Origin of the sequence: Rudanella lutea DSM 19387 (assembly GCF_000383955.1) — a bacterium.
Lineage (GTDB): Bacteria > Bacteroidota > Bacteroidia > Cytophagales > Spirosomataceae > Rudanella > Rudanella lutea.
On the sequence record NZ_KB913013.1, the window covers coordinates 3,448,188 to 3,466,810 of the forward strand.

At 54.8% G+C, this 18,623-nt stretch carries 18 protein-coding genes; 7 read left to right on the forward strand and 11 right to left on the reverse strand.

Annotated features, from left to right (window positions below; all coding sequences use genetic code 11):
- Positions 1-8 precede the first annotated feature (8 nt).
- From purQ to rsmH, 9 genes are all read right to left on the reverse strand, one after another.
- Positions 9-698 (reverse strand): phosphoribosylformylglycinamidine synthase subunit PurQ, encoded by a 690-nt coding sequence (gene purQ, locus RUDLU_RS0114175; protein ID WP_019989051.1) that lies wholly within the window; start codon positions 696-698, stop codon positions 9-11.
- A gap of 101 nt (positions 699-799) precedes the next feature.
- Positions 800-1,720, reverse strand: a complete 921-nt coding sequence (locus RUDLU_RS0114180) for a bifunctional metallophosphatase/5'-nucleotidase (RefSeq protein WP_019989052.1) — start codon at positions 1,718-1,720, stop codon at positions 800-802.
- Positions 1,698-2,447: a 5'-nucleotidase C-terminal domain-containing protein gene (locus tag RUDLU_RS0114185; RefSeq protein ID WP_019989053.1), complete on the reverse strand. Its 750-nt coding sequence runs from the start codon at positions 2,445-2,447 to the stop codon at positions 1,698-1,700. Before RUDLU_RS0114185 ends, RUDLU_RS0114180 begins: the two co-directional genes overlap by 23 nt.
- A gap of 38 nt (positions 2,448-2,485) precedes the next feature.
- The gene (gene mraY, locus RUDLU_RS0114190) at positions 2,486-3,697 is read right to left on the reverse strand and encodes a phospho-N-acetylmuramoyl-pentapeptide-transferase (protein WP_019989054.1); all 1,212 of its coding nucleotides are present in this window, start codon (positions 3,695-3,697) and stop codon (positions 2,486-2,488) included.
- 113 nt (positions 3,698-3,810) lie between these two features.
- Entirely contained in the window at positions 3,811-5,289 is a 1,479-nt protein-coding gene (locus tag RUDLU_RS0114195; protein ID WP_027303063.1) for a UDP-N-acetylmuramoyl-L-alanyl-D-glutamate--2,6-diaminopimelate ligase, read from the reverse strand.
- Between the two features lie 53 nt (positions 5,290-5,342).
- Complete coding sequence (locus RUDLU_RS0114200) at positions 5,343-5,945, reverse strand: PDDEXK family nuclease (protein WP_019989056.1); 603 nt, start codon at positions 5,943-5,945, stop codon at positions 5,343-5,345.
- A gap of 40 nt (positions 5,946-5,985) precedes the next feature.
- Positions 5,986-8,106, reverse strand: coding sequence for a penicillin-binding protein (locus tag RUDLU_RS0114205; RefSeq protein ID WP_019989057.1), 2,121 nt, complete (start codon positions 8,104-8,106; stop codon positions 5,986-5,988).
- A complete protein-coding gene (locus RUDLU_RS0114210; RefSeq protein ID WP_019989058.1) occupies positions 8,096-8,485 on the reverse strand; it encodes an FtsL-like putative cell division protein in 390 nt (129 codons plus the stop codon). Before RUDLU_RS0114210 ends, RUDLU_RS0114205 begins: the two co-directional genes overlap by 11 nt.
- Positions 8,422-9,390: a 16S rRNA (cytosine(1402)-N(4))-methyltransferase RsmH gene (rsmH, locus tag RUDLU_RS0114215; protein WP_083940666.1), complete on the reverse strand. Its 969-nt coding sequence runs from the start codon at positions 9,388-9,390 to the stop codon at positions 8,422-8,424. Before rsmH ends, RUDLU_RS0114210 begins: the two co-directional genes overlap by 64 nt.
- A 110-nt stretch (positions 9,391-9,500) precedes the next feature.
- Here rsmH and RUDLU_RS0114220 point away from each other — a divergent pair, with 110 nt between their 5' ends.
- Positions 9,501-10,739: a peroxiredoxin family protein gene (locus tag RUDLU_RS0114220; protein ID WP_044130332.1), complete on the forward strand. Its 1,239-nt coding sequence runs from the start codon at positions 9,501-9,503 to the stop codon at positions 10,737-10,739.
- Between the two features lie 27 nt (positions 10,740-10,766).
- Complete coding sequence (locus RUDLU_RS0114225) at positions 10,767-11,435, forward strand: TVP38/TMEM64 family protein (protein ID WP_019989061.1); 669 nt, start codon at positions 10,767-10,769, stop codon at positions 11,433-11,435.
- A 4-nt stretch (positions 11,436-11,439) separates the two neighbouring features.
- On the opposite strand, the gene RUDLU_RS0114230 is transcribed toward RUDLU_RS0114225, so the two are convergent.
- Entirely contained in the window at positions 11,440-12,258 is an 819-nt protein-coding gene (locus tag RUDLU_RS0114230) for an alpha/beta fold hydrolase (protein WP_019989062.1), read from the reverse strand.
- A 47-nt stretch (positions 12,259-12,305) separates the two neighbouring features.
- On the opposite strand from RUDLU_RS0114230, the gene RUDLU_RS0114235 reads away from it, so the two are divergent.
- The 5 genes from RUDLU_RS0114235 to RUDLU_RS0114255 all read left to right on the forward strand — a co-directional run bounded on the left by RUDLU_RS0114235 (position 12,306) and on the right by RUDLU_RS0114255 (position 16,927).
- Positions 12,306-12,776, forward strand: coding sequence for a MaoC family dehydratase (locus tag RUDLU_RS0114235; RefSeq protein WP_019989063.1), 471 nt, complete (start codon positions 12,306-12,308; stop codon positions 12,774-12,776).
- A 156-nt stretch (positions 12,777-12,932) separates the two neighbouring features.
- Positions 12,933-13,670 (forward strand): 3-oxoacyl-[acyl-carrier-protein] reductase, encoded by a 738-nt coding sequence (gene fabG, locus RUDLU_RS0114240; RefSeq protein ID WP_019989064.1) that lies wholly within the window; start codon positions 12,933-12,935, stop codon positions 13,668-13,670.
- Positions 13,671-13,779: 109 nt separating this feature from the next.
- A complete protein-coding gene (locus tag RUDLU_RS0114245) occupies positions 13,780-14,919 on the forward strand; it encodes an acyl-CoA dehydrogenase (protein WP_211220238.1) in 1,140 nt (379 codons plus the stop codon).
- Positions 14,920-15,088: 169 nt separating this feature from the next.
- Positions 15,089-16,012 carry a helix-turn-helix domain-containing protein gene (locus tag RUDLU_RS0114250; protein ID WP_019989066.1) on the forward strand — a complete coding sequence of 308 codons (924 nt, stop codon included), beginning with the start codon at positions 15,089-15,091 and terminating at the stop codon, positions 16,010-16,012.
- Between the two features lie 144 nt (positions 16,013-16,156).
- Positions 16,157-16,927, forward strand: a complete 771-nt coding sequence (locus tag RUDLU_RS0114255; protein ID WP_019989067.1) for a hypothetical protein — start codon at positions 16,157-16,159, stop codon at positions 16,925-16,927.
- Positions 16,928-16,960: 33 nt separating this feature from the next.
- Here the strand turns inward: RUDLU_RS0114255 and RUDLU_RS0114260 are convergent, their stop codons facing one another.
- Positions 16,961-18,571: an OmpA family protein gene (locus RUDLU_RS0114260; RefSeq protein ID WP_019989068.1), complete on the reverse strand. Its 1,611-nt coding sequence runs from the start codon at positions 18,569-18,571 to the stop codon at positions 16,961-16,963.
- Between the last annotated feature and the right edge of the window lie 52 nt (positions 18,572-18,623).

Here is an 18,623-nt window from a genome sequence, read left to right on the forward strand (position 1 = left end):
ATAGCTCCTTACGCCAGCACACTCGTAATGAGCTGCTCCAGAATCAAACGGCCATCGGTATTACCCAGCAGGGGGTCGGCGGCACGCTCAGGGTGGGGCATCATGCCAAATACATTCTTGCGCTCGTTGGCTACACCGGCAATGTTTTCGAGGCTACCATTGGGGTTGGCCGCGTCGGTAATGGCCCCGGTTTCGTCGCAGTAGCGGAAAATAATCTGATCGTTATCGTTCAGTTGCTTTAGCGTATCGGCATCGGCATAGTACCGGCCATCGCCGTGCGCAATCGGAATTTTCAGGGGTTGCTCCTTGTCGAGTCCGGCCGAAACCAGCACACTCGATGACTGTGGCTTCAGATAAATGTTTTTGCAGGTGTACTTCTGGCTGAGGTTACGCAGCAGTACGCCCGGTACCAGACGAGCCTCGGCCAATACCTGAAAACCGTTGCAGATTCCCATCAGGTAGCCACCTCGGTTGGCGTGCGCAATCACCTCGTTCATAATGGGCGAAAACCGGGCAATGGCCCCCGTCCGCAGATAATCGCCGTGGGCAAAACCGCCGGGCAACAAGATAAAGTCACAACCTTGCAGGTCGTGGTCTTTATGCCAGAGTTTCACAACGGGCTGGCCCATCAGGGTCAGGGCATCGACTGCATCCTGATCGCAGTTTGAGCCGGGGAATACGACAACGCCAAATTTCATAACTGAAAAGCGAAATAGTGAAAGGGAGAAAGAACAACGTCCAGATCACAGCGGCTTAACCACTCGTTCACTCTTTTCCCTCTTGGTTGCAAAGATACAAATTAACCCTGCACCGCTACCGGTTTCCCCTCATTTAAGGTAGCCTTGCCTCGCTCAAAGGTGAGGTCGAGCTGCCCCAGGTGAATACCGGCAAAGCCTACCTGATTGATGAGCGTGGGTTTGCCGTCGAGGTTATTGACCGATACGGGTGCGTTCAGAAACGTATGTGTGTGCCCTCCGATAATCAGATCAATATGGCGGGTTTTGGCCGCCAGCACGTTGTCCGAAACGGTGGCATCATTGTATTTAAAGCCCAGGTGCGACAGGCAGATTACGTAGCTACATTTCTCGTCCTGACGTAATCGCCGGGCCATATCGTTGCCCAGCTCAATCGGGTCGAGGTACTTGGTTTCGCGGTAGGCATCCGTCGGAATAAGCCCCTTTGGCTCGATACCAAGGCCAAATACACCAATCCGGACGCCATCGCGCACAAACACCTGGTAGGGCTTCGTGCGACCGTCCATCACGGTATTCCGGAAATCGTAATTGGCAATCAGAAACGGAAAGTCGGCTTTGGCAAACTGAGTACGCATATTGTCGATGCCCCCGTCGAAATCGTGGTTACCAATGGTGCCGGCATCGTAGCCGAGCCGGTTCATAGCCAGAATTTCGGGCTCACCGAGGTACAGGTTGAAATAGGGCGTACCTTGGAAAATATCACCCGCATCGAACAGCAGTACGTGGGTTTTCTCTTTCCGAATCTGCTGGATGAGCGTCAGGCGACGGGCCACGCCCCCCTTCCCGGCATTGCGCCCGCCATCAAACGGAAACGGATCGAGCCGACTGTGCACATCGTTGGTGTGCAGAATGGTAATTTGGGTGGTTTTAGACTTGGCCAAAGCCTCAGGTGCGGTAGCCCCAATCACGGCGGCCGAACCCAGCAGTTTCAGAAACTGACGTCTATTCGACAGTAACGCGTCCATCCGATACGGGGGTTAGAGGGGTGCCGGTTTTACCCTGTTGACGAAAATAATCAATGAATGCATCGCGGATGAGGTAGTTCAGATTCTCGCGACGGATAGCTCCTTTGATGTAGCCCACGTTTTCGCCCCCATCCGCAATGTAATCGCTCATGGCAACGGTGTAGGTCTCGTTGGGTTGCAGCGTACGGCCGTTGGTAAACTGTACCGACTGTACTTTGCCATCCTTGATTTTAGTGCGCAAACCGCCAATAACCAGGGCGTTGGAGGCCGCGAAGTGATTCAGGAATTGCTGAAGCATATCGCCTTTGAGCGTCATCACCACCAGTTGGTTATCAAACGGCATCACCTCGTAAATAGAGCCGATGGTGATATTTCCTGCGGGCAGGTTGGTTCGGATGCCACCCAGATTCAGGTGCGAGCAATCAACGGGTTTACCGTACCGTTGGGTGGCCTGTTGGAGCAGGGCGTCGGTGAGCAGGTCGTTGAGCGGAGCGTCGGGTTGGCCTTTCTCGATGCGGCCCGTTGACCGGGTCAGCACCTCGTTCATGGTCTGATCGAGTTTCTGCCGATACGGTTGCAGAAAGGCCGCCATACCGGGGTCGGTTTGGGCCGTCGCGGAGTCGACCGTCAGCCGGGTCGCGGTTTGCTGACCCAGATAATAGCTTGGTTTGCAGCCGGCAATGGCAATGAATAGGAGCCATACCGGGAGCCACTGTTTGGATGTCATTATGGAATCAACGCGTTTTGGGCGTTCAAAAGTTTAGATTAACGCAGCTTTAGCGTTGCGAGGGTGAGGGCCGCCAGAATAATGCCCACAATCCAGAAGCGTGTCACGATTTTGGCTTCGTGGTACCCTTTCTTCTGGAAATGGTGGTGCAGGGGCGACATCAGGAATATGCGCCGACCTTCGCCGTACTTTTTCTTGGTGTACCGAAAGTAGCTCACCTGAATCATGACCGACAGCAGCTCGACCAGAAAAATACCGCACATGAGCGGAATCAGCAATTCTTTGCGAATGGCCAGTGCCACCACCGCAATCACGCCCCCCAGCATGAGGCTGCCCGTGTCGCCCATGAAAACCTGCGCCGGGTACGAGTTGTACCAGAGAAAACCCACGCAGGCCCCTACAAAGGCGGCACAGAAAATAACCAGCTCGCCCGAGTTGGGAATGTACATGATGTTGAGGTATTCCGAAAAACGGGCGTTACCCGACAGGTACGCCAGTACCCCCAGCGTGAGGGCAATAATAACCGACGAACCGGCCGCCAGCCCGTCGATACCGTCGGTGATGTTGGCCCCGTTCGATACGGCGGTGATAATGAAAATACAGACCGCCGTGTAAATAATCCAGGTGTATTCGTCGGGGAGGAGCCCAAACAGGAGTGAGCTGTAATCGAACTCGTTGTTTTTCAGAAATGGTACCGTGGTCAGCGTCGATTTGATATCTTCATAAACCGATACCGAGCCAATGTTGGTGCTCACCACGGGCTTGTCGTAAATCCGGATTTTTACGTACCGGTTAAACGACAACGTAAGGCCCACAATGAGCCCCAATCCTACCTGACCTACAATTTTGAACCGGCCGTGTAGCCCCTCTTTGTTTTTCTTGAATACCTTGATGTAATCGTCCAGAAACCCGATCAGACCCGTCCAGACGGCCGAAACCAGCAACAGAACAATGTACACATTGGAGAGTTTGGCAAACAGCAGGACCGGAATCAGCAGGGCGGCCAGAATAATGAAGCCTCCCATGGTTGGGGTGCCGCGTTTCTGCATCTGCCCTTCGAGGCCCAGATCCCGAATCGACTCGCCAATTTGTAGTTTGCGGAGATAGTCAATGATTCGTCGGCCAAATACCGCCCCGATGATCAACGAGGTAACTACGGCGCCCAACGCCCGAAACGAAAGGTACTGAAATACCTGCGCACCGGGAAAATCAAATTGGCGGTCGAGGTACGAGAAGAGGTAATAGAGCATTGTATTGAGTGAATGAGTGAATGAGCGAATTAGTGAATGATAACAGGCAAGCGGGTGTGCTTAAGACTTCATTCGCTCATTCACTAATTCGCTCATTCACTAATTAAACAAAGTTACGCTTTTCCGCGGTTTGCAAAAGCCTCGCGGAGCACGAGCCGGTCGTCGAAGTCGTATTTCACGCCTTTGATTTCCTGATACGTTTCGTGGCCTTTGCCCGCTACCAGAATAATGTCGTGCGGTTGTGCCAGGGCCACAGCGCGCTCAATGGCTTCGCGCCGGTCTTCAATCGTGATGGTTTTCTTGAAATCGATAGGCGGTACACCGGCCTGCATCTGTTCCAGAATCGCCATGGGCTCCTCGTGGCGGGGGTTGTCCGACGTCAGAATGACACGTTGGCTGAATTTGCAGGCAATCTCGGCCATAAGCGGGCGCTTTGCTGCGTCGCGGTTGCCTCCACAACCCACCACCGTAATTACCTGCGGCAGGCGACCCGTTTCGCTTTCCTGGCTAAACTCGGCAATGGTTTCGAGTACGTTTTGCAGGGCGTCGGGGGTATGCGCATAGTCGACAATGCCCACAATCCGGTCGTCTGAAATTACCTGCTCGAACCGACCCGGTGGGGGCATCAGGCCTGAGAGTTGGGTCAGCACATCGTCGGGGTCTTCGCCCAGCAACACGGCCGCACCGTACACCGCCAGCAGGTTGTACGCATTGAACCGCCCGATGAGTTTGAACCACACCCGCCGGTTATCGATGTCCATTTCGAGCCCAAACAGACCATCGGCCAGAATTTTGCCCTTAAATGTACCTAGTGTTTGCAGCGAGTAGCTCTCTTTACGGGCCAGGGTATTCTGAAGCATCACCGCCCCCCGCTTGTCGTCGGCATTGGTCAGGGCAAAGGCCGCACGGGGCAGCTGGTCAAAAAAGCCTTTTTTTGCCTTGATGTAGTTGTCGAAGGTTTTGTGAAAGTCGAGGTGGTCGTGGGTGATATTGGTGAAGATCCCCCCCGCGAAATGTAGCCCCGCAATACGCTCCTGCACCACCGCGTGCGAGCTCACCTCCATAAATACGTGCGTACAGCCGTGCTCCAGCATCCTGACGAGCAACTCGTGGGTCGTGATGGCGTCGGGGGTGGTGTGGGTGGCCGGGATTACGGTATCGTCAATCTGATTTTGCACCGTCGAGAGCAGGCCGCAACGGTATCCCAGCGAGCGGAACAACCGGAAAAGCAAGGTGGCCACCGAGGTTTTGCCATTGGTGCCGGTTACGCCCACCAACCGGATTTTTTTGGACGGATGCCCGTAAAAGTTAGCCGCTACCAGCCCCATAGTCCGGGCCGAGTCGGCAACCTGTACAAACGTTACGTGCTCGGGGGTTTGATCGGGCAGGGTTTCACACAAAATGGCCGATGCCCCCAGTTCAATGGCTTTATCGATGTACGCATGGCCGTCGGTAACGGTACCCCGCACGGCAATAAACAGGCTCCCCGGTGCCACCCGGCGCGAGTCCATAGTCAGGTGCGTGACGTCGGTATCCATGCTGCCCGCTGTAGCTTGCAGCGGGACTTTGTAAAGCAGAGAGGATAATTGCATAGGGCAAAGATAAAGCCCCGTTGGCGATTCTGCCTACAGCAGCCAGGCAACGGTCAGGCTAAGAGCCCGGTCAGCCCCCGCCGTTCCAGCAGAGCCATTAAATTGAAGCGGCAATTGGGAGCAAAGTCAATATCAGATTCCCAGGTTGTCACACGCCAATCCTGATTGGGTTGGGCAACCAGAACTTTGCGGGTTCCCTCTGTTGTGATCCAAATCACCGTTCCCACCCCAAAGTCGAGCATCGTTTGTGTTTTGTGGAAAATATAGTCTTCTTCCTTCTGATAGTTCGATAGGTCAATTTCCAGTTTAACATCCACTTCGATCACAATATCGGGGGGAGTGGCAAAGTATTTTCGGTTCACCTTCTCGATTTCGGCCAGTCGGAAGATGGCAATATCGTTGGCCACGTTGGAGTTATGGGCGATATGTAAGCCCGGTTCGCTTACAAAGGCCAGATAATCGTCGGGTAGATATTTAAAGATTTCCCCGAATAAGATCGAGACAACCAAGGATTGCAACGAACTGCTGCCCATAATTTCGTTTATCGTTTTTTGGCCATTCAGAACGGCAAGCGTGCCTTTGCGGTACAATATCTGACCTTCCAGCTCCTCGTGCCGGAAGGTGGCCGGAATCGTCAATGGGGCCGTTGTCGTCATCGTTGTTATGGGGTAGAATGAGAAATTCTGTAACGGCAATTTACTCTATTTTCAACACAATTCCTCTATGGCCCTTTATGTCTTCGCCGGGGTCTACAGACTGGGCCGAAACGCGCCCGCGTCGGCTACCCCGAATGGCTACCCGAACCCCCCGATTTTCGAGTAGGGGCAGGGCGTCGCGCAGGGGCAGGCCGCGTACGTCGGGCATTTTGCCTTCGCGCGTGGACAATGATTGCCAGCTACCATTTTGGGTCGTGCGTACCCAGCCTTCAACCGATGGCTCCTTGCCCAGTTCGAGCTCCTGACTAATCAGGTGGAGGTCTTCGGCATAGCCCGCTTTAGGCGTGGGTGCCGACCCTGCCTTGCCTTTCCGCAATGGTGGGTGCATCCGAATATCGTAGGCATGAATCCGGTCGGCTACGGCACGGAATACCGGCGCGGCTACTTTGCCGCCGTACAGCGAGTCGATATTGCTGAACCGGGGATTATCGATGGCTGCCAGAATGGTGTACTTGGGTTTGTCGGCCGGGAAATAGCCAATAAACGACGAGTAGTAGAAACCCTCGCGGAAGGTGCCCCCGACGTATTTCTGGGCGGTGCCTGTTTTGCCGGCAATTTTATAGTACGGGCTCATGATGGAGCGGGCCGTACCGCGTTCGACTACCCCTTCGAGCATCCGTTTCGCCAGCTGAATCGTCTTCTTCGACGCAATAGGCTCAGGGGCTACATAAGGCTCAAATGCCTCGACGAGGTCGCCGGCCTGCCGAATTTCTTTCACAATCATGGGTCGCACCCAGCGCCCGTCGTTCGCTACGGCGTTGTAAAAGGTGAGCATCTGCAAGGGGGTAATGAGCATCTCGTACCCGTACGACATAAACGTGAGCGAGGTTTTGCTCCAGCCCTTAGAGTCTGGGTTGCGGATAAACGGCACCCCTTCGCCCTTCATGTGAATGCCCGTGGGCTGGGTCAGGTGAAACCGGCGGAGGTATTGGCAGTACAGGTCGGGACGTTTGTAGAAATAATTCTGCATGAGCAGGTGAACCCCGATGTTCGACGATTTCTCGAACACCTGCTGGGCAGTCAGCGTACCGTAGCCGCCCCGTTTGGGGTCAACAATATCGATGGTTCGGTACCGCAGCCTCCCGTTGCCGGTATGCACAATTTTGTTGGGCGTAATGGCCTTTTCTTCCAGCAAGGCCATCATACTCACCAGCTTGAAGGTAGAGCCGGGGTCGGTGCGGCCCGCCAGTGCGTGGTTGAATGTTTCGAGGTATTGGCTCGACCCGTCTGTACGGGGGTAGCGGGTCAGGTTGGCCATCGCCCGGATTTCGCCGGTCTGTACCTCCATCACAATCACGGTTCCCTTATCGGCCTGAAACTTCTCCATGTACTGCCGCAACGACGACTCGGCCATGTCCTGATAATTGACGTCGATTGTGGTGTACAGGTCCATGCCCGTTTCGGGGCGCATGTCGGGGCCGTCGTCGACTGGTTTCTTTACCCCATTGCTAAGTACCTCCACAAGGCCAACGGCATTCTTGCCGGCCAGATTTTTCTGAAAACTGGCTTCGAGGCCCATGAGCCCTTTGCCGGTTTTAGCGTCGAGGTCGCCCAGGGTCCGTTTGGCCATTTCGCCGAAGGGATGATACCGCTCGTAGTAAGGTCTGAATACCCCACCGCGTGCACTGATTTTGGCCGAACGACGGAAAAACGGCCATTGGCGCATGTACTGCCGCTCGGCATACGTAACCCGGCGGCTGTACAGGGGCAAAAACTGCCGACCGTGTTCGCGGGCGTCGCGGGCCATATCGGCATACTCGGCGGGCGAGTGGTCGCCAAAGACCCTGGAGAGCAGTATACCCAGAGAGTCTACTTTTTGGGCAAAATACGTTGAGTCGGCAATGGTGGGGTCAAGGCCGACCTCGTAGGTTGGAATAGAGGTCGCCATGAGGCTTCCATCAACGGCGTAAATATTGCCACGCATGGCCCGTAGCGTGTCGCGCCGAATCTTGACACCCTCGAGCCGCTCAATCCAGTGCTTACCATCATAGACCTGAAAATACTGGACATACACCAGCTTGGCTACAATGGCCACGGCCACCACAACCAGCCCCAGGTAGAGGTAGGTGGCCCGCTTCAGAAAGTCCTGCTTAATACTCATCTGGCTTCACAACAAGTTTACGGGGTGGTGTTTGGCTATCGGTCAGGCCGAGGGGGGCCACACGCTTGCTCAGCTCCGACTGTTTGCCGCTCTTCATAAAATCGGCCTGTAGGGTTGTGTACTGCGCGCGCAGCTCGTCGAGCTCAATTTTGGCCCGTTGAATCCGGCGAACGAGCCGCTCGGCATTGTGCGTGAGCCCAATGTAAATAATGAGCAACAGCGTGACCCACAAAATGCGGTCGATGTTGCGGATAGGCCAGGAGTTGTTCTCACCGAAGAGCCGGTCTAGACCAATGACATCGTTGACCCAGTTGGTCAGGCGGCTTTTGCGTTTTTGCCGGGCAATGGTTTTGGGGGTGCGAAAGGTGTTTTGAGCCATTTTTCTGCAATTCTCAATTTGGCGCTACGTGCTCGGGGGTTGCGGCTAATTTCCTCGGCGGAGGCTTCGATAGGCTTGCGGTTGACGGCTTGTAACGGTTTCAGCTCATTGCCATAGAGGTCTTTTTCAACCTCCCCGTGAAACTTACCCTTGTTGATGAAATTCTTGACCAGCCGGTCTTCGAGCGAGTGGTAGCTCATCACCACCAGCCGCCCGCCGGGCGTGAGGGCGTCGGGCACTTGCTCCAGAAACTCCTCCAGTACGCTCAGTTCTTCGTTTACTTCGATTCGGATGGCCTGAAAAACCTGCGCAAAAAACTTGTTTTCCTTGCCGCGCGGGGCCAGTCGTTGCAGGGCGGCTTTCAGGTCATTGACGGTTTGCAGGGGGCGGTTGGCGCGGGCTGCCACAATCGCCGTAGCGGCCGTGCGGGCGTTCGTGATTTCGCCGTACATGCCCAGAATCTTGTGTAGTTCGGCCTCGGTGGCGGTGTTGACCACCGCCTTCGCCGAGCGCTCGGCCTGCTGATTCATGCGCATGTCGAGGTCGGCATCGAACCGGGTGGCAAACCCCCGCTCGGGCGTGTCAATCTGGTGGGATGAGATGCCCAAATCGGCCAGAATGCCATCGACCTGCTTAATGCCGTACAGCCGCAAAAACCGTTTGAGGTTGCGGAAGTTGGCGGGTATAAACGTCAGGCGTGCGTCATGGATGGCCTCGGCATTGGCGCGGGCGTCGGCGTCCTGATCAAAGGCAATGAGTCGGCTATTCGGGTCCATTCGCTCCAGAATAGCCCGGCTGTGTCCCCCTCCTCCAAAGGTGACGTCTACGTAAATACCGCCCGGCTTAATGGCCAGCCCATCGAGGCACTCGGTGAGCATTACGGGTTCGTGGTAACTTGTTGTCATGCAAAATAGGGCGGAACCAAATCGAAACGGTCGGCCGTTACAAACTTAACGAAACCGCCCCGGAAGTGAATCAGGCGGCTCAGATATTCATTTTTGGTTTCTTTTGCGGTATGAACAAATTGCTGCTTCTGCTCTCACTGGCAACGTTTTCTACAGCCTGTACGGCTCAGTCCGAAAAACCGCTGACGGCGGGTACATGGCGTGCTACCGTCAAAACCGCCGGGGGCGAGCTGCCCTTTGGGCTCGACATTCAGCCGGGGGCGGATAAACAAACCTTTACCGTGCACGCTGTGAACGGCAAAGAGCGCCTGCCGATGGACGCGGCCACGTACCGCAACGACACACTGCGGATTCCGATGTCGCTGTTTGAGTCGGAGATCATTGCCCGTGTGGAGGGTAAAACTATGCGGGGCATCTGGCGTCGGCGTCGCACCGGCAACGAATACCAGAGCATTCCGTTTGAAGCCCAGCACGGCCTGAATTACCGCTTCACGCCCGATGGCCGCGCGGCCTCGGTCGACCTGACCGGCAAATGGGCCACTACCTTCCGCAGTACCACCGGAACCGATACCACTGCTGCCGTTGGGGTTTTTGAGCAGCAGGGAAATACCATCACGGGTACGTTTTTGACGCCCACAGGCGACTACCGGTATCTGGCCGGTAACGTAGTCGGGGATAGTCTGTTGCTGTCGTGTTTCGATGGGTCGCACCTGTTTCTGTTTAAGGCGAAGGCCGGGCGCGGTCCTAACCGAACCCTGACCGGCACGTTTAACTCAGGGCCGACCTACGCCGAAACCTGGACGGCCCGTTTCGATCCCAACGCGTCGCTGCCCGACCCGGCCCTGCTGACGTTTGTCAAGCCCGGTCAGAAGTTCTCGTTTTCGTTTCCAGATCCTGCCAATAAGCTCGTTTCGCTCACCGACGACCGGTTTAAGGGCAAAGTGACCGTGGTGCAGATTCTGGGTTCGTGGTGCCCTAATTGCATGGACGAAACCAATTTTCTGAGCCCGTGGTACCAAAAAAACCGGAGTCGGGGCGTCGAGGTAGTGGGGCTGGCTTTTGAGAAGTCGGCCGTTATGGCGGAGTCGGGCCCGCGCATTCAGCGCATGAAAGAGCGGTTTGGTATCCAATATCCGGTGTTGCTGGCCGGTACCAATGATAAGGTCGAAGCGGCTAAAGCTCTGCCCGCCCTGAACCGGGTAGTTGCGTTCCCGACAACCATTATTCTGGACAAAAAAGGGCAGGTAAGGCACATTCACACCGGTTTCAGCGGACCGGGCACCGGCGTCTACTACGATCAGTTTGTCGACGAGTTTAATGGCCTGATCACGAAGCTCCTGGCCGAGTAACCACGCGCCGATTCGGGAAGCTCGCCTATGATCTCCAACAAACTCACCCTGCCAGCGGTGGTCAGTGCGCTGATGACGGTGGCCCCTTTGCTCACCAGTTCGTTTATCACGTATCAGGTGCTGGTCAACGAGCCGCTGCTGGCGGCTCTCACGGCCGGGCAATGGGCCGTAGTGACGGTTGTGTGTGCGCTGGCGTCGGCGCTGGCGCTCATGCCGCCCACCTTTCTGGCCTTGGTGTTTGGCTATTTTTTGGGTTGGAACGCCCTGATTCCGCTGTTTGCGCTCAACATGGCCGCCATTCTGTTTGTCAACACGGCCGTACACTGGCTCGATGGCGACCGACTTCGGCACCATCTCGAACAAAACCCGAAGGTGCACCAAATTCTCGACCGTATCGGGCAGCGCGAACTCCGGTTTATCTTTTTCGCCAAGCTTTCGCCGGTGTTGCCCTTTGCGGTGACCAACCTGATGTTTGCCCTGTCGGGGGCGCGGCTGTACAACGTGTTGCTGGGTGGTTTTCTGGGCATGGTGCCCCGCACGGCGCTGGCGGTCTGGGCCGGGAGTCAGGCGCGCGAACTCCGGGCTTTGCTCACGCAACCGGGAGGCACGGCTAACCTGGGCTGGACACAGGGTATTGTGGCCGTGCTGCTGCTCGTGTCGGTAGTGGGGCTGTGGCGGGTACTGAAGGGTAAATAAGGGTTTAGCCCAATCGCTCGTCGATACGTTTGGCGATGGCTTCGAGAAGCCGATTGTGCCCTACTGGTAGCACAATCACCTGGGCCGAGGGCACCCGCCTGAGCAAGGGCTCCACGGCTGTTTTGGGCAGCACCCGGTCGTATTCACCCAGATACAATGTAATGCGCATCGATGACTGGTTGAGCACTTTGGCTAACGTATCGAGCTGAGGCCGTAGTGGCCGGAAACCAATCCACGACCGGTACACGCGCTCGCGTTGGGCGGGCGTAGCCAGCGTACTCTGCGCAAACCGCAACAGACTGCGGTCGAGCCATCCGAGTCGCACGAGTGTATTGCTCAGGCGTTGCAGCAGCGGCAGGTGATTCAGAAAATAACGGAACAACGTCCGACCCAGCCCCGACCCGGTCGCAAAGGCATACCAGCCGTTGGTCGAGATCCCGTCGGGGGCCAGCAACCAAAGCCGGTCTATCCGGTGTGAAAACCGCTCGGCCGTAGCCAGGGCAAACACCCCGCCCATGCTGAAACCCGCCACCGAAAACCGGTCAATGGTTTGTTCGGTCAGAAACGCGTCGAGCAGTTTAGTCCAGCGGTCGGGCGTGAGTGCCTCGTGCTCCGCATAGGTGTTGCCGTTCAGCCCCGAACTTTGGCCGTGGTAAAACAAATCGAAGCTATAGATGGTAAAGAAAGAGGCCAACGAATCGCCAAAGGGTGCAAAAACCCGACCATCTTGCCCAATGCCATGAAAACAGAGGAGTACCGCCGGGCCGTGCCCCCATTGGTGGTAACGTAGGTGGATAGCATCGAACGCGAAAACAGAAGGCATTGATCAGGTCAGGTTGAGATTCCGAAAACAATAAACACGTACACCCTATGCAAACCTTCGCAACGCTGGCCGACTTTTCGGCCCATGCCGGACAGTCGCTCGGCGAATCGGCGTACATGACTGTAACCCCCGAAATGGTCCAGAAATTCGCCGATGCCACCGGCGATCATCAGTGGATCCACCTCGACGAGGAAAAAGCCCGGCAGTTTTCGCCCTACGGTACCACCATCGCCCACGGGTTTCTGACACTCTCGCTGGCACCCAAGCTGATGGCCGAAATTTACCGGGTTGAGTCCGTAAAAATGGGTATTAACTACGGGGCCAATAAAATCCGCTTTACGGGGGCTGTACCCGTTGGGAGCCGCGTTCGGATGAAAGCCTGGCTGCATCACGCAGAGCCAACCAACGCCAATGAAGGCGCGACTGGCGTGCGGGCCGTTGTCGAGTGCGTGTTTGAGGTCGAAGGGCAGCAAAAACCTGCCTGTGTGGCTGAATTGATTAGCTTGTTGTTCGAGTAAATAAATGAACAATGAACAATGAACAATGAACAATGAACAATGAACAATGAACAATGCATATTCATTGGCCGTGGGTGGTTTAACTGCGTGTAACGGGCTGTCCATTGCGCGTTACCCATTATTCATTATCCATTTTACATTATCCATTAAAGCAAAATGCGTTTACAAAATAAAGTTGCCATCATCACCGGCGCAGCACGGGGCATTGGTCGGTCGGCCGCCGAGATTTTTGCCCGCGAAGGGGCCACTGTTATCATTTGGGATATGCTCGACGAGGGTGCCCAAACCGCCGAGGCTATCCGGGCAACGGGAGCACAGGTCGAGTACATGAACATCAGCGTGACCGACGTGCCCCGTGTGGAAGAAGCCGTGCGGGCGGTTGTAGAGAAATACGGCCGAATCGATATTCTGGTCAATAACGCGGGCATCACCCGCGACCGGACTCTCCTCAAAATGAGCCATACGGAGTGGCAACAGGTGATTGACGTGAACCTGACGGGCGTGTTCAACTGCACGAAGGCCGTGGTGCCTTACATGGTTGAGAAAGGCTACGGCCGGATTATCTGCACTTCGTCGGTAGTAGGGGTACACGGCAATTTTGGGCAAACCAACTATGCAGCTACCAAGGCGGGCGTAGTAGCCATGTGCCGCACCTGGGCCAAAGAACTGGGTAGCAAGGGAATCACGGCCAATGCGGTTGCCCCCGGTTTTATCCGCACCGATATGACCGACGCCATGCCCGAAGAAGCCCGGCAGGCCACCATCCAAACCATTCCGGCGAAACGCATGGGCGAGCCCGAAGACATTGCCTACGCCTACCTGTATCTCGCTTCCGACGAGGCTTCGTTTGTCAACGGGCAGGTGCTGGGGGTCAACGGCGGGCAGGCGAGTTGATGATTAGTATGCTTGCATACAATTAATTCGTACCTTTATACCACTTCTCAAACACTTACTAAAACCAAACGTAACCCCTATGGCATCAGCAACGCTGGAATTACAGGGTATGAATTTTAACCTCTCCGAAGAACAGCTTTCGGTACAGGAGGCCGCCCGTGACTTTGCGCAGAACGAATTGCTCCCCGGTATTGTCGAGCGCGACAATGAAGCAAAATTCCCGACGGAGCAGGTTCGGAAAATGGGCGAGCTCGGCTTTATGGGCATGATGGTGTCGCCCGAATACGGCGGCAGCGGCATGGATACCGTGTCGTACGTGCTGGCGATGGAAGAAATCTCCAAAGTCGACGCGTCGGCCTCGGTGATTATGTCGGTCAACAACTCGCTTGTATGCTGGGGTCTGGAAACCTACGGCACCGAAGAGCAGAAGCAGAAATACCTGACTCCGCTGGCAAGTGGGCAAATCATCGGGGCCTTCTGCCTGTCGGAACCCGAAGCCGGTTCTGACGCTACCTCGCAAGCCACTACCGCCGAAGACAAAGGCGATTATTATCTTGTCAACGGTACCAAAAACTGGATCACCAACGGCAACTCGTCGAGCGTGGCGCTGGTGATTGCCCAAACTGACCGCGACAAAAAGCACCGGGGCATCAACGCCCTGATTGTGGAGAAGGGTACGCCGGGCTTTACCGTTGGTAAGAAAGAAGACAAAATGGGGATTCGGGCATCGGACACGCACTCGCTGCTATTTACCGACGTGAAAGTGCCCAAAGAAAACCGCATTGGTGATGATGGCTTCGGGTTTAAGTTCGCCATGTCGACGCTCAACGGCGGCCGAATCGGTATTGCTGCGCAGGCGCTGGGTATTGCCGCCGGAGCCTACGAACTGTCGTTGAAATACAGTCAGGAGCGGAAGGCGTTTGGGCGTCAGATTTTCGACCATCAGGCCATTCAGTTCAAACTGGCCGAGATGGCTACCAAAATCGAAGCGGCCCGCTTGCTGGTGTACAAAGCGGCCCGGCTGAAAGATGAGCACAAAGACTACGTGCAGGCTGCGGCAATGGCTAAGTTGTTTGCGTCGGAAGTAGCCATGTGGGCCACCACCGAGGCCGTGCAGATTCATGGCGGTTACGGGTACGTAAAGGAGTACCACGTGGAGCGACTCATGCGCGATGCCAAGATTACCCAGATATATGAAGGAACATCTGAAATACAAAAATTAGTAATTGCCCGCGAGCTAATTCGATAAGGAGGACGAACCAAAAACTAAATTTTTCTAAGATGGAAGTGCGTGTTCATAGCGAATACGCACTTTTTTTTTATTATTTGGAAACTTTTCCGCTTGTATTGGATTTGTACAATTTATTAGTTTTGTGCAACTTTACACGCACCAATCCTGGTATCTACTCTTTCGGGCTATGGAAGATTATAATAAAATCATTGAATCGCTGGGGGTGAAGTTCATCAAGGCGCGCAACATTCGCATCTTGCAACCCATCACGATTAAGAACTTCTACGACGTCGAGAACTCGATTACGATTCTGTACGATGGACAAGTGACGTTCGGCGAAGAGGCTCAGCGGGTAGAGGTAGGGGATATGTTGTTCATACCCGGCGGTAAACACCTGACCGTAACCTACGGCGATGGACCCAGCAAAACGGTCAGCAATGAAGAGTTTCTGACCCAACGCGAAAGCTATTTCGAAGCCAACCGTAATCCCGACAAAATCGGGACGCTACCCAATTCGTTTGGCTACATTTCGTTTGAGGCTAAGGTCTTCGACTCGGTCAACTTCTTCAATTCGCTCGACGTACCGCCGTTCATTATCAAAGCCGATACGCATCTGGCCCAGACCATCAACATGATTCTGGCCGAAGATATGAGCGATATTGCGGGAAAAGGCCGGGTGATCAAGATCAAAACCGAAGAAATCGTCATCGAGATTATTCGGTACATCCTGAAAAACCGGCTCTTTGTGGAGCAGTTGGTGACCAACAGCACCTACTTCAAAGACCCGCGTCTGATCGATATTTTTGCCTACATCAAAGATAACCTCGGGGGCGACCTGTCGAACAAAGTTCTTGCCAACGTGGCCAACGTATCGGAAGATTACGTGGGGCAGTACTTCAAGATGCTCACGGGTATTAACCCACAGGACTATATCGAATACCAGCGTATGGAGGCCGCCGTTGGGTTGCTTCGTACTTCGAAGAAGAGTATTCGGGCTATTGGTGCCGAAGTGGGCTACAAAGACACGGCGTACTTCTGTCGCCGGTTTAAGATGATGTTCGGTATTCCGGCGGGCAAAATGCGTCGTCGTGAGTCGCTGATGAATGTGTAAACAATATTATTCTTATTAATAGACAAAAAAGGAGGCAAAGCCTCCTTTTTTGTCTATTAAAATTTCACTTTACTTTAATCCTTTGCCGTTTTGCCTAATCTTATATTCGCAGTACCAAATACTGCCTTGAGAGAGAAACGCAAAATGGAAGACTCCGAATTCATTCCGGGTATTTATAATTATTGCGATACCTGGTGCGAGCGATGCCCGTTTACCGCTCGTTGCCAAAGCTTTCAGCTTCAGCGGCAGGAGCCTGTCGCGCCGACTGCTTCGTCTGCCAATAAAGGAGAGGTGCTGGTGCAGCAGTTGACCGAGGCTCTGAATATGACCCGGCAGTATCTGGACAAACTGCGGGCACAAACGGGTAATACCGACACCGAAGGCCCTACCGAAGAGGAGAAACGGATGCTGGAGGAGCGGGCTGCTTTCCGGCGGCAGCAGGCGAAAAACCACCCGGCTGCCCAATTGAGTCACCAATACATGCGCGAATCGGGTGTCTGGCTTGCCAGCGAAGCCCAGTTGCTCGAAGAAACCGGCCAACAGCAACTGACCCACGTTGAACTGGGCATTGGGAGTCAGGACGACGCTATGACCCTGCTCAACGGTCTTAAAGACGCCTGGGAAAAAATAAAATGGTACCGGACGCTTATTCCGGTCAAGACGATGTCGGCCCTGCGAATCCTGACCGAGCCGACTACCGATACCACACTGATGAGTTACTATCTGGGCAAGGCCAAGCTCGTACTCGTGTGCATCGACCAATCGCTGACGGCCTGGGAAACGGTGCTGGCGAGTTACCCCGATAAACTAGATGAAGCCCTCGACGCGTTGGCCCTGCTCACGCGCCTGCGCCGGGAGATGGAAATCCTCTTTCCGGACGCCCGGGCATTTAGGCGACCCGGCCTTGATGGTTAATAGATCACGTAAAAAAATAACCGGCCAAGCCGGTTATTTTTTTACAATCACAAATTCTACCCGTCGGTTTTGTTGCCGGCCCTCATCGGTATCGTTCGGGGCCACCGGTTTCGACTCGCCGTAACCTTTGCTGCCCACCCGGTCGGGTTCAATGCCTTTGCCAATAAAGTACTCACGGACGGCATCGGCCCGATCCTGTGAGAGTTTCAGGTTCGTTTCGTTGGAGCCCACATTATCGGTATGCCCCGCGAGTTCGATAACGAGTTTGGGGTTCTCGTTCATGGTCGTAACCATCCGGTCGAGTTCAGGGCCCGATTCGGGCCGTAGCTCCGATTTGCCAGTATCGAAGAAAATATTGTTGAGCCGCACCGACCGACCCACCTCAATCGGAACAAGTTTCAGCTCCTTGCCTTTGATTTCCTGGAATCCTTTGGGGGCTGAGGTAAGGTCTACGTTGTCGCCTTCGGCAATGAAATTGGGCGAAATAGCCCGCATACTGTATTTTTTGCCGTAGGGTAGCACAATCTTGTACTCGCCCGTAAGCGGGTCAGAGGTAGCCTCGCCTACTTCTTCGCCGTCGGGCAGGGTTTGGTACACAATCCGGGCCTGCACGGGCTTGCCGGTCCGTTGGTCAATCACTTTGCCTGTCAGCAAAGCTACGGGGTCGGGGCGGGCCACATCGGTACCGGGCTGATTGCTGCCGCCTACCTGTGCCGGTTGGTTGCCTGCAAGCGTCGGATCGGGCGTGTCTTCGATCAGTTTCACGCGTACCACATCGCCTTTTCCCAGGGTAGCCTTAAACGTAGTCAGATAAGCATAGTCGCCTGCGGCCGAGAGCGTGTAGTAGGCATCGTAGCCTTCGGTATTGAACTTAGGGCCAATGTTTACCGGTTTCGACCAGCGTTTCCAGGTTTTGTCGATGCGTTTAGATACGTAAATATCGTTGCTGCCCAGGCCGCCTTCGCGGTCGCTGGAGAAGTACAGCGTGGCCCCGTCGGGGGCCAGAAAGGGCGTTGTCTCGGTGAATTTGGTGTTTACGTCGGCCCCGAGGTTCATGGGTTTGCTCCACGAACCGTCTTTTTGCCGAAAACTCACGTACAGATCATCTTCTTTGCTGCCTTTTTTCTCGCTGAAGGCCATCAGCAGCGTTTTACCATCGGCCGATAGAAAGCCGCAGTCAAACTGCCCTTTGCTCATGCCTTCGTAGCCGGGTAGGCTTATTTTTTGGGGAACGCCCCATCCATTAGCCGTGCGTTTGCTGAGCGAAAACCCCCGCGTTTCGTAGTTGCCGTTGAGGTAGGCTCCTTTTACCAGCATGGTACTGCCGTCGGGCGTAATACTGTAGAGGCAGTTGTACTCTTCTTTATTGAGCGGAGCGGCCATCCGGCGCGCCGGGCCCCACTTTCCGCTCATGTCCTGTTCAGAATACCAGATGTCCTGACTGCCTTTGTCGCCGTGGGTGTTTTGCGGATGGCTGATTCGGGCGAAATACAGGGTTTTTCCGTCCGGCGAGATAACCGGATTGATTTCGTTGTAATCCGAGTTGACCTGATTCCCCAGATTCTCTGCTTTGTATTGAGCCCAGAGATTGGGCAACGCTACCGTGAGCAGGATACCGGTCAGCAGGATACGAGTGGCATTCATTGGGTCCAGAAAGGCAGAGCTTTAATTAACTACGCTAAAACCAAAGATGTCA